General features: G+C 57.8%; 1 protein-coding gene. It reads right to left on the bottom strand.

What is annotated here, in order from left to right:
* The coding region (locus G9G57_RS24970) for a non-ribosomal peptide synthetase (protein WP_164965653.1) at positions 1–13,296 on the bottom strand (13,296 nt) is incomplete at its 3' end.
* Positions 13,297–13,371 lie beyond the last annotated feature (75 nt).

The following is a 13,371-nucleotide window of genomic DNA, read 5'->3' as shown; positions in this document are numbered from 1 at the left end:
CAGCTCCACGAAGTACGATGGGATCATGTACCCCGGCAGCTCCTGCGCCAGCGCGCTGCGCAAATCGTTCACCGCCAGCTCCGCTCCGGTATCCAGCGTGTAATACGCGCATAGCGCCTTCTGCCCGTTCGCGTCACTTCGAACCAGCACCACCGCTTCGCGCACGCCTTCCACCCGCAGCAGCTGCGACTCGATCTCGCCCGTCTCAATCCGGTACCCCCGGATTTTCGCCTGGTTGTCGATCCGGCCGATGAAGTCCACGTTGCCGTCTTCCATCCACCGCGCCAAGTCTCCCGTGCGGTACAGCCGCTCGCCCGCGGCGAACGGGCTGTCTACGAACTTCTCTTCCGTCAGCTCCGGACGGTTCAAGTACCCGCGCGCCACTCCGATTCCGCCGATGACCAGTTCGCCCAGCACCCCGACCGGCACCGGGTTCAGATGCGCGTCCACGATGTAGAATTTCGCATTCAGCCACGCTTTGCCGATCGGCACATTGCCTGTCTGTGGCAGCTTCGCCAGTTCCTCGTCGTAGAAACTGGAGTCGATCGCCGCTTCCGTCACGCCGTAAGCGTTGATGATCCGGAACAACGAGCCGAAGCGCTCCTGCAAGGTCCGGTAATCCCCCACGCTGCAGTTGTCCGAGCTCGTGATCAACAGCTCCATCCGGCTCATATCCAGTTGCTGCTCGTGCACGTACTCCAGGAACGGCACAATCAGCGCCGGCGTCGATTCGAAGATGGTGACCCGCTCCTGCTCAATCCAGTGGTGCAGACGAGACGGATCAATCCGGTCGTCCTTCGGCACAATCACCATCGTGCCTCCGTTGTACAGCGTCCGCGCGATATCTCCCACGAACACGTCAAACGAGAAGCTGGCGAGCTGCAGCAGCCGCACCGGGAACTGATCCAACTGGTATTCCCGCCGGTAGCCCGCCGCCGTATTCACCAGGCCGCGGTGCTCGATCATCACGCCCTTTGGCTTGCCCGTCGTTCCCGACGTGTAGATCACGTACGCCAGATCTTCCGGACGGGCTTCATGGAAGCTGTTGGTGCCAACATTCTGATGGCTCTCATCGCCGTCGTCCACAGCATCCGTCAGCTTGCCGGAGACCATGCCGGAGCCAACCGACGCATTCGCCCGCTCCTCGCTGTACGACGCTTCGTCGTCCAGGTACAGCACCGCCGCTAGCGCCAGCTCCTCTTCGCCGAGCCAGGCTTCAGCGCGCTCTCGCAGCGCCGTTTGCGTCAGCAGCACCTTCGCTCCGCTGTCTTCAAGCATGAACCGCACGCGGTCCGCCGGATAATCCGGGTCGAGCGGCACATACGCCCCGCCCGCTTTCCAGACGGCCAGCACGGCCACCAGCAAGTCCACCGAACGCTCGGCGAGAATGCCGACGATCGTCTCCCGGCCGATGCCGCTTGCGCGCACCGTGGCCGCCAAGCGGTTTGCCCGCTCGTTCAGCTCCGCATACGTCAGCCGGTCGTTCTCGTACACAACGGCCTCCGCTTCCGGCGTGCGCTCCGCTTGTTCTTCGAACAGCCGGTGGAACGCAGCCGCAGAAGTCGCTTCCGGCTGCGCCGGGTTGAACGCGCCCAGAATTTGTTCTTTTTCCTCTGCCGTCAGCAAGTTCAGCTCGGCGATCTTCGCATCCGGACGGCTTACGATCGTTACGAGCAGCTGTTCGTAATGTTTCGCCAGCCGTTCGATAGTCTCCCTTTTGTAGAGAGCCGTCGCATATTCGAAGCTGTAATCCAAGCCGCCGTTCTCCTCGCCCACATCCAAGCTGATATCAAACTTCGCGGTATCCAGTGCGCTCGGATAAGGAATCAGGCGAAGCCCTTCCAGCTCAAATTCCTCGTTCTCCGTATTCTGCATCGTAAACAGCGTGTCGAAGAGCGGATTGCGGCTTAAATCACGGGTGACTTGCACCTTGTCCACCAATTCTTCGAACGGATAGTTTTGATGCTCGAAGGCGTGGAGGGTCGTTTCTTTGACTTCGTTCAGGTATGACAGGAATGTCTTCTCCGAAGCCGGATAACTGCGGATAGCCAGCGTGTTTAAGAAAATCCCGATCAACGGCTGTACATCTCCATGATTCCTTCCAGCAATCGGTGTACCGACGATCACGTCTTCCTGACCTGAATATTTATGCAAAAGGACGTTATACGCCGCAAGCAGCACCATAAACAGCGTCGTGCCCGTTTCCGAGGCCAGCTGCTTCAGGCCGTCGGTTTTCGAAGCGTCGAAGAAAAACTCCAGCGTTTGGCCTTCGTAGCTCTGCACGGCCGGACGCGGATAGTCGGTCGGCATTTCCAGCACCGGAAGCTCGCCTTGGAACATGTCCAGCCAGTATGCCTCCTGGCGCTGAAGCCGTTCCTTCTGCTCCTGCGAATGCTGCCAAACGGTGTAGTCTTTGTACTGAATGCGCAGAGGATCCAATTGCTCGCCGCCGTACAAGCGGACGAATTCTTCAACAAAGATTTCCATCGAGACGCCGTCGGAAATAATATGATGCATGTCGTACATTAGAATATGGCGTTCCGGAGCCAGCTCGACAAGGCCTACCCTCAGCAGCGGAGGCTTCGCCAAGTCAAACGGACGGACGAAACGACGAACCGTCTCTTCGGCCTCTTGCTTATCCGCTCGATAGAACTCCACGGCAACATTCACGTCCTGATAAATCCGCTGCGATGCTTCGCCATCCACCATTTCGAACCCGGTGCGCAGCGTTTCATGCCGCGTCACGAGCTTACGGAACGCTTCTTCGAACCTTGCCCGGTCCAAAGCACCCTCCAGCAGCATCGCTTCCGGCATGTTGTAGCTAAGCTCCGCGCCTTCCAGTTGATTCAGGATAAAGAGACGTTTTTGAGCAAAAGATTGCGGGTACACCTCTCGGTCATCCGCCACCGGAATGGCAACGAATGTCTGCTCATCCAGCCGAGAAATGGCGGCCGCCATGCTCTCGATGGTGGAATGGCGGAACACGTCGCGCAGCGGCAGATCCACGTTCAACTCTTTATGAATCTTGCTGACCAGCGTCGTCGCCCGCAGGGAGTGGCCGCCGATGTCGAAGAAGTTGTCGTGAACGCCAATCTCCTTCGCAAGCCCCAGCACCTCTTGCCATATCGCCGCCAGCTTCGTTTCCAGCTCATTGCGCGGTGCGACGTACTCCGTTCCGCTTCCCGCTTCCCCTTCCGGCGCCGGCAGCGCCTTCCGGTCAATCTTTCCGTTCGGCGTCAGAGGCAGGTGCTCCAGCTCCACGAAGTACGATGGGATCATGTACCCCGGCAGCTCCTGCGCCAGCGCGCTGCGCAAATCGTTCACCGCCAACTCCGCTCCGGTATCCAGCGTGTAATACGCGCACAGCGCCTTCTGCCCGTTCGCGTCACTTCGAACCAGCACCAACGCTTCGCGTACGTCTTCCACCCGCAGCAGCTGCGACTCGATCTCGCCCGTCTCGATCCGGTACCCCCGGATTTTCGCCTGGTTGTCGATCCGGCCGATGAAGTCCACGTTGCCGTCTTCCATCCACCGCGCCAAGTCTCCCGTGCGGTACAGCCGCTCGCCCGCGGCGAACGGGCTGTCTACGAACTTCTCTTCCGTCAGCTCCGGACGGTTCAAGTACCCGCGCGCCACTCCGACTCCGCCGATGACCAGTTCGCCCAGCACCCCGACCGGCACCGGATTCAGATGCGCGTCCACGATGTAGAATTTCGCATTCAGCCACGCTTTGCCGATCGGCACATGGCCTGTCTGCGGCAGCTTCGTCAGAGGCTCGTCGTAGAAGCTGGAGTCGATCGCCGCTTCCGTCACGCCGTATGCGTTGATGATTCGGAACAACGAGCCGAAGCGTTCCTGCAAGGTGCGGTAATCCGCCACGCTGCAGCTGTCTGAGCTCGTGATCAACAGCTCCATCCCGCTCATATCCAGCCGCTGCTCGTGCACATACTCTAGGAACGGCACGATCAGCGCTGGCGTCGATTCGAAGATGGTGACCCGCTCCCGCTCAATCCAATGGTGCAGACGAGACGGATCGATCCGGTCGTCCTTCGGCACAATCACCATCGTGCCTCCGTTGTACAGCGTCCGCGCGATATCTCCCACGAACACGTCAAACGAGAAGCTTGCGAGCTGCAGCAGCCGCACTGGGAACTGATCCAACCGGTATTCCCGCCGGTAGCCCGCCGCCGTGTTCACCAGGCTGCGGTGCTCGATCATCACGCCCTTCGGCTTGCCCGTCGTTCCCGACGTGTAGATTACGTAAGCCAGATCCTCCGGACGGGCTTCATGGAAGCTGTCGGTGCCAACATTCTGAGGGCTCTCATCACCGTCGTCCACAGCATCCGTCAGCTTGCTGGAAATGCCGAAGACAATCAGCGCATTCGCCCGCTCCTCGCTGTACGACGCTTCGTCGTCCAGGTACAGCACCGCCGCTAGCGCCAGTTCCTCTTCGCCGAGCCAGGCTTCGGCACGCTCTCGCAGCGCCGTTTGCGTCAGCAGCACCTTCGCTCCGCTGTCCTCAAGCATGAACCGCACGCGGTCCGCCGGATAATCCGGGTCGAGCGGCACATACGCCCCGCCCGCTTTCCAGACGGCCAGCACAGCCACCAGCAAGTCCACCGAACGCTCGGCGAGAATGCCGACGATCGTCTCCCGGCCGATGCCGCTTGCGCGCAGCGTGGCCGCCAAGCGGTTCGCCCGCTCGTTCAGCTCCGCATACGTCAGCCGGTCGTTCTCGTACACGACGGCCGCCGCTTCCGGCGTGCGCTCCGCCTGTTCCTCAAACAGCCGGTGGAACGCGGCCGCAGGAGCCACTTCCGGCTGCGCCGGGTTAAACGCGCCGAGAATTTGTTCTTTTTCCTCTGCCGTCAGCAAGTTCAGCTCGGCAATCTTCGCATCCGGACAGCTTACGATCTCCGCAAGCAAATGTCCGAAATGAGTCGACAACCGCCGGATCGTGCTTTCTTTATAAAGAGCCGTTGCGAATTCAAAGCTGCACTCCAGGCCGCCGTTTTCTTCCGTAACATCCACACTCAGGTCGAACTTGGCCGTACCGTATTCGCTAGGGTACGGGGACAATTTCAGCCCTTCCAGCTCAAACTCTTTATCCTCCAAGTTTTGCAGGGAGAACATCGTGTCAAACAGCGGATTGCGGCTCAAATCCCGGCTGACCTGCACTTTATCGACAAGCTCTTCGAACGGATAATTCTGATGCTCGTAAGCACCCAAGGTCGTTTCTTTCACTTCTTCCAGATACGACAGGAAGGTCTTCTCCGAAGCCGGATAATTGCGGAGCGCCAGCGTATTGACGAACATTCCGATCAAAGGCTGCGTGTCTCCGTGCGTTCTGCCCGCAATCGACGTTCCGACGATCAAATCGTCCTGACCTGTGTATTTATGCAAAAGCACTGTATATGCCGCAAGCAGCACCATATACAGCGTCGTTCCTCTTTGAGCGGCCAGTTGCTTCAAGCCTTCATTCGTTGCCTCGTCCACGAAGGACGTCAGCGTTTGTCCCTCAAAGCTCTGCACGGCAGGACGCGGATAGTCCGTCGGCATTTCCAGAACCGGCAGTTCACCCCGGTAACGGTCCAGCCAGTAAGCTTCCTCGCGTTTCAACTGCGCTTTTTGCTCGTCCGACTGCTGCCATACCGCATAGTCCTTGTATTGAATGCGCAAAGGCTCTAATGACTCGCCACCGTACAGACGAACGAGTTCCTCGACTAACACGTCCATCGAAACCCCGTCGGAGACGATATGGTGCATGTCGAACATCAGCAAATAACGTTCGGTTGCGAGCTCTACGAGCTCCACCCGCAGCAGCGGAGGCTTCGCCAAGTCGAAAGGTCGGATGAAGGCCTGCACGACTTCAGGCGCTTCTTCCTCGCTCGCATGACGGTACTCGACGGCAAAGTCGACGCTCTCGTAAATGCGCTGTACTGCTTCGCCTTGTACGATCTCAAAGCCGGTTCGTAGCGTTTCGTGCCGTACGATCAGTCCGCGGAAAGCCTTCTCCAGCAGGCTCCGGTCAATCGATCCTTCCAGCAGCAGCACGCCCGGCATGTTGTAGCTCTGATCGGACCCTTCTAGCTGATTCAGGATAAACAGCCGCTTCTGAGCTGAGGAAAGCGGATAATATTCTCTTACGCCTGCCAGCGGAATCGACGAGAATGACTGCTCTCCGATCCGGGTGATGGCGAGAGCCATCTCTTCGATCGTCGAGTAGCGGAATACGTCGCGCAGAGGCAGCTCGACGTTCAGCTCCTGATGCACCTTGCTCACCAGTGTCGTCGCCCGCAGGGAATGGCCGCCCAGGTCGAAGAAGTTGTCATGAACGCCGATGTGCTCCAATCCGAGTACGCTTTTCCAAATTCCGGCCAAGCTGGCTTCCAGCGGAGTACGAGGCGGAGTACGTCCTTCGCCCGGCTGCAAGCTCTCCTCCGGCGTCGGAAGGGATCGGCGGTCGACCTTGCCGTTCGCCGTCAGCGGGAGCCGCTCCAACTGGATCAGGTACGCCGGGATCATGTAGGCCGGCAGTTCCTGGGAAATCACGTTCTTCAACTCGGCCGCTGGAAGCTCGCGGTCCGCTTCATAATAGGCGCAAAGCTGCTTCTCGCCGAAGGCGTTTTCCCTCGCGAATACCGTCGTTTTCCGAATTCCCTCCACTTTCTGAAGCTGAGCTTCGATCTCGCCCAGTTCAATACGGAAGCCGCGGATTTTCACTTGGTCGTCCGTCCGTCCCACGTATTCGATCGTGCCGTCCGGCAGCCATTTGGCCAAATCCCCCGTTCGGTACATGCGCTCTCCCGGTACAAACGGATTGTCGACAAATTTCTCCGCCGTTAGCTCCGGCCGGTTGTTGTAGCCCCGTACCAAGCCTTCTCCGCCGACGCAAAGCTCTCCAGCCACGCCGATCGGCAGAAGCTTATTCCGGCTGTCGACGATATACACCGTCGTATTGCTGATCGGCCGTCCGATGGGTACGGTAACCGCCGACTCATCGACAAAGTCGACCGGAAGGTACGTGGTATAAACCGTGCTTTCCGACGGGCCGTACAGGTGGTTAAGCCTGCCCGGTCCGATATGGGCGAGCGCTCGACGCACATGGCCGACCGACACGCGCTCTCCTCCAAACAAAATCGCCCGGACATCCCGCAGGCAGTCGACGTTCACATCTACAAGGACGTTGAAGTAAGCCGTCGTAATCAGCATGACCGAGATGCGCTCGTGCTGGATGAGATCCGCCAGCCGGCCGATTTCCAGCAAAGTCTCACGCGGAACCAGCACCAGCCGCGCCCCGTTGGTCAAAGCGCCGAAAACATCGAAAATCGCTCCGTCGAACGAATAGCTCGAAAGCTGGAGGACATGATCCCGCTCGGTGATGTCGATATAATTCGTATTTCGCACGATCCGCACGATGTTGCGGTGCGAAACAAGGTTGCCTTTCGGCTTGCCCGTCGTACCTGACGTATAGATGACGCAGGCCAGATCTGTCGCTTCGGTGCCCGGATTAAGATTTGTGCCGTCCTCGTGATAGAAGGACTCGTCATCCAGTAAGATCACGGAGTCCGAACCCGCCAGGCGCTCGCGCAAGCGGCTTTGCGTCAGCATGACCTGCGCTCCCGAATCCTCGATCAAGAAACGGATACGCTCCTCGGGATATTCCGGGTCAATCGGTACGTAAGCCGCTCCGGCTTTGTGTGCCGCCAGCATACCCACCACCATTTCGATGGAACGCTCAGCCATAATGGCGACCAGACGGCCTTTGGATATCCCGTGGCTACGCAAGGTACGGGCAAGGCGATTGACGCGTTCGTTCAGCTCGCGGTAGGTCAGCTCTTGCTCACTCAAGGAGATGGCAGCCGCATCCGGGATGCGCTCCGCCTGCTCTTCGAACAATTGAATGAGCGTCTTCCCGCGCGGAAATTCCGTGGTAGTGTCGTTAAAACGTCCGAGAAGGTCGGCCTTTTCCGCCTCCGTCACAAGTTCCAGCTCGCCTACTGTAATTTCCGGGTTATCCGTCACCTGCTCCAGCAGATGGACGAGATGCCCCTTGAGCTGCTCGATGCTGTCTTTATCGAACACCTCTGCGTTAAAGTCGAACCGAATTTCGATCTCGTCTCCCGGCACCACGGTCACGTTGAAGTTATAGTTCGTCTGCTCCTCCATCTGAACGTCAGCGATCGTCAGGTCGCCGTGCTGCTGGTCGCCCGCCTGCTCCATCTGCTCGTCCACCGGATAGTTCTCGAAAGCGATGATATGGTTGATCAGGTTCTGCTTTTGCACGCTGTGGGCTTGAATTTCATACAGCGGATAGTAATCATAACGCCCAGACTCCAGCGCCCGCTCTTGGAGCTTCGCCATCAGGTCGGCGAACACGGTGTCCGCTTCGCTCGTGACGCGGACCGGCACCGTATTGATGAACAGCCCGATCATGGACTCGATGCCCGGGATTTCCGCCGGTCTTCCGGCTACGACGCTGCCGAATACGGCATCGTTTGTCCCGTTATATTTTTGCAGCATCACGCCCCAAGCGGCTTGCAGCAGCGTATTGACCGTAACCAGGCGCTGTTTCGCCACCCGGTCCATTCGCTCGCTCAAGTCCTTGCCGAGCTCGGCGGTGACGTGATCAGCCGTAAATCTGCCGTTTGGCGCCGGTTCCTTTTGTCCTGGGAGTACGGTTTGCCCTTCATAACCTGCCAGGAATGCCGTCCAATAGCCGGATGCCGCCTGATCGTCCTGTTTCTCCAACCATTCGATATAAGCGCCATAATCCGATCCCTTATCTCCCGCTGGCTGCTTGCCGGATGCCAAGGCCGAATACGTCTCAAACAGCTCCTGCGTCAGCTGCGGCAGGCACCAGCCGTCCATCAAAATATGCTGGAAACTCCACAGCACATGATAGCTTTGCTCTTCGGTGCGCAGGATCGTAACCCGAACGAGCGCATCATGTTCCAGGTCGAAGCCGCGAAGCTTGTCATCCTCGGCCTTTTTATCCAAATACGTTTGTTTCTCGTCCGCCTGCAAATGGAGCAGCTCTTCATATTCAAAGCCGACCGGCTTGTCGCGGTATATGATTTGCAGCGGCTCGCCCGCCGGTCCTTTCACAAAATTTGCCCGCAGCACCAGATGACGTTTCGCAAGCTCCATCCAGCTCCTCTCGAAAAGCTGGACGTCGAGTACTCCCCGCATCGTAAACCGCGTTTGCTCGAAGTAAGCGGCCGTCTGCCGGTCAAGCGCGCTGTGGAACCACATGCCCTTCTGCATCGGCGTAAGCGAGTAAATATTTTCGATTTCCCCGAGATGGCCCGAGCGCTGGGCGATTTGCTCCAATTCCGCGATGGTCAAGCCTTTAAATTGCACGTCGCTCGGCGTCAATTCAGTGTTTTCTTTGCCTGCGCAGTGGGTAATGAGCTCTCGGAGACTTTGCTCAAGCCGCTGAGCGAAGGCTTCCATCGTTTCCTTGCGATACTGCTTCCGGCTGTAGCTGAGATCGAGCGATAAAGCGCCGTCCAGCACCATGCCGTTGATATCCAGCACAAAGCTGCGGGCCTGCCGGTCGCTGGCCGGGCTGCCGCTGGAATAAGAAGATATGCCGATCTCGTCCCGGTTGACATCATCGTCGAACTGACCGAGGTAGTTAAAATTAATTTCCGGCTCTGCACCCCAAACAAAGCCATCCTCCGATTTGGAGAGATAGCGGCATACGCCGTACCCAAGCCCTTTGTTCGGAATGCGGCGCAAGCTTTCCTTGACCTGTTTAATCTGATAGGCCAAATCCCGGTCGGTTTCCGGCTCCAGGACGACCGGAAACTTGGTCGTAAACCAGCCGACTGTGCGCGTGATGTCGATATCCGTTCCGATCGATTCGCGTCCGTGTCCTTCGAGATTGATCCGCACCCGTTCGTGTCCCGTCCACTTGCGAATGGCTATGCCGAGCGCCGTTACCAAAATATCGTTCATTTCGGTGTTGTAGGCCCGGTGAACCCGCTTCAGCAGCAGTTCCGTTTCTTCGGGAGTCAAACAGACGAACAGCGATTCGCTGTCCTGCTGCGTCGTAACGTCCGCCTTCAGATCCTTCGGCACGGCCGGAACCGCAATTTGTTCCACGGCCTGCCAATAGGCCCGTTCCTTCGCCATCTCCGGGCTTTGCACGTAAGCGGCCAACTGCTCGGACCAAGTGCGGTACGCATCCGTTTTCGCCGGGAAACGAATTTCCTCGCTTTTGCCGGCCTGCTCGTAACCCAGGGCGAAATCCTCCATCAAAATACGCCAAGACACGCCGTCCACCACGGCATGATGAACCGCGAGCAGCAAATGATCGCCGTCCGCGCATCGGAACAGTCCTGCCTTCACGAGGGGCCCGTTCTCCAGATCGATGCCCGCTTGAATGTCCGTTGCCTTCGCTTCCACAGCCTGCGCGGTATTCTCTGCATCCTTGAAGTCGAACACGTCCAGCGTGAACAGCCCGCCTTCTTGAATCGCGCGGTTCCGCGCGCTAAACCCTTGTTCCGTTTTGCGGAACACCATCCGCAAGGCATCATGATGCTCAGCCAACTTTTGCAGCACCTGACGCACCGTCTCTTCATCGAAGCGTTCCTTCCGGTACAGTATCACCGACTGGTTGAAATGATGCGGGTCCGCAAAGGAGCTCTCGAAAAACCAATGTTGAATCGGCGTCAGCGCCGTTTCACCCGTTATTTCGCCTTGATCGATGGTACGTCCGATCGGTTTCACATGCAGGCTGAGCTGTGAAATAGTCGGATATTTGAACAAATCCCGGATTTCCAGCTTGTACCCGGCTTGATGAAGCCGCGAAGATACTTGAATGGACTTGATCGAGTCTCCGCCCAGCTCGAAGAAATGATCCGTTACCCCAACGCGATCGGCGTTCAATACCGCCTGCCACACATCGGCAAGCGTCCGCTCGGCTTCATTGCGGGGAGCTACGTACGCGCCGCCGGTCAGTGCGTTTCCTTCCGGGACGGGCAAAGCCTTGCGGTCGATTTTGTCGTTCGGCGTGAGCGGCATCCGCGGAAGCTGAACAAAATGCGCCGGAATCATGTAATTCGGCAATTTTTGCGCCAGCGCGCTTCTCAACTCGCCGAGCGTAAGCGGGTGGCCCGCGACCAGGTAAGCGCACAGTTCTTGTCCACTTTTGCCTTCCCGCGCGATTACGATCGTCTCCTGCACGGAGTCGATCTTCAGAAGTTGCTCTTCAATCTCGCCGATCTCGATCCGGAATCCACGGATTTTCACCTGATGATCGATCCGGCCCAAGTACTCAATATTTCCGTCCGGCAGCCAGCGGGCGAGATCTCCCGTCCGGTAAAGGCGTTCTCCAGGCGCAAACGGATGTTCCACGAACTTCTCTGCCGTCAGCTCCGGATGGTTCAGGTAACCTCTCGCAAGCCCCACGCCTGCCACACACAGCTCGCCGTCCACTCCCGGTGGCACAAGCTGCAGGTGGGTATCCAAAATAAAAATCCGGTGATTGGCCAGCGGGCGCCCGATCGGAATGACTCTGCGCTCCGACTGCTCCTCATCTGCATCCCAAAGCGTCGTAACAATCGAAGCTTCGGTAGGGCCGTAAGCATTGAAATAGTGGACCTTCGGTTTCCACTGCTGCACGAATTCAGCCGATACCGCAGAGCCTCCCGTTACGAGCTTCGTTAAGCTGGGAAGGCGGTCCGGGTTCAAATAAGCGCTGTACGTTGGAGGCAAAATCGCCGCCGTAATCGCATGCTCGTTCATATAACTCTCGAACAAGCGGGTGTCGAGAATCGTCTCGGCCGTCGGGATGTACAAAGCCGCGCCAAAATAGAGCGCTTTGAACATTTCCCAGCAGGACGCGTCGAACGACAGGCTGGCGAATTGAACGATCCGGTCATGCTCCGTGATGCCTAGCCTATCCGCGAACATCAGCTTCAAGCTGACCAAACCGCGATGCTCCAGCATGACCCCTTTGGGTTTGCCTGTCGTACCTGACGTATAGATGACATAAGCAAGATCATTCGGACCGCTGGCCGGCTCCAAGTTCGAGCCATCGTCGCTGTAGGCCTGCTCGTCATCCAGCGCCAACACGGTTCCTTCGAACGGCACCTGCTGCAGCAGCTCCCTTTGAGTCAGCAGCAGCTGCGCGTTCGAGTTCTCCAGAATGTAGCGGATGCGTTCTTCCGGGTATTCCGGGTCGATCGGCACGTAGGCACCGCCAGCTTTCAGAACCGCCAGAATGCCAACGACCGTCTCCAGTGATCTCCTGGCCATCAAGCCTACCAGCTGATTGGGCAGCACGCCGACCGATCGCAGCGTCCGTGCCAGCCGGTTCGCCCGTTCGTTCAGCTCCGCGTACGAAAGCCGCCGACCCTCAAAGACAACCGCCGTCGCTTCGGGCACCCGCTTCGCCTGCTCCTCCACGAGTTGATGAATCGTCCGATCACGGGGATAGTCCTTCTCGGTTTCGTTAAAGCTTTGCAACAATTGAAATTTCTCGTCCTCCGATAGCATGTCCGCCCGCACGATCTCCAGTTCCAACTCGTGAAGCCCCACGGCCAACAGGCGATTCAGATGGCCAACGACCCGAGTCATGAACTCGGAGTCATATAAGTGCTCGTTATATGACAACGCTAGCTGTATCGTCCCGCCCGTTAAGCTGAATTCAAAGGAACAATCCGTGACCACGTTTTGCCCGATTTCGTCCAGGTGCAGCTCCTTAAGGGATACTAGCGTATGGACGACGGTTATCCCGTCTGCATATTGCAGATCCAGCTTCTCCGTCATTTTCAAGAACGGAATATGTTGATGCTGAATCGCTTCCGGCAAGGAAGTCCTCAACTCGCTCAGAAGCGTTTTAAAAGTCGCACCCGCCGAAAGCGAGTTTTTCAAAATGATCGTATGATTAACGGATCGGCGCGTCTCCGTCGGTTTCCGTACAACCGGCATGCCGACCAGAATGTCAGAAGCGCCTGTATATTTATACAAGAGGGACTGAACACCTGCGAGCAAAATCATAAAAGTGGCCAGCGGAGCGCCCTTGCTCATTTGAAGGACGCGCTGCGCCACTTCCTCCGAAAGCGTCCCGCCGACGGTTGTCATAATGGGCGTCAGGGAGCTTGGAGCTTTGCTGTAAGGCAGCCGCGTCAAGGTATAATCGTCGCTACCGAATTTTTCGTTCCAAAACAACGTTTCTTTTTCAAAAGCCATCTGGATCGTTCCCCTCTCTTCATCGGTAAAAGCAATCCGGCGGAGCATATGCAGCAGCAACGCTCCAGCCTCGCTCTCCGCCTTTTCAAACATGTGCCAACAATGTCAATGGCTTTCGCCAGGTCACCGCTTCGCTTGCTCGGTTGATCGCATGCGGCAATCCTCTGT

Source organism: Paenibacillus sp. EKM211P, assembly GCF_011066175.1.
In the GTDB taxonomy this organism is placed as follows: Bacteria; Bacillota; Bacilli; order Paenibacillales; family Paenibacillaceae; genus Paenibacillus; species Paenibacillus polymyxa.
Note: the sequence above shows the minus strand (reverse complement) of the source record. Positions and strands in the feature narration are given on the sequence as shown.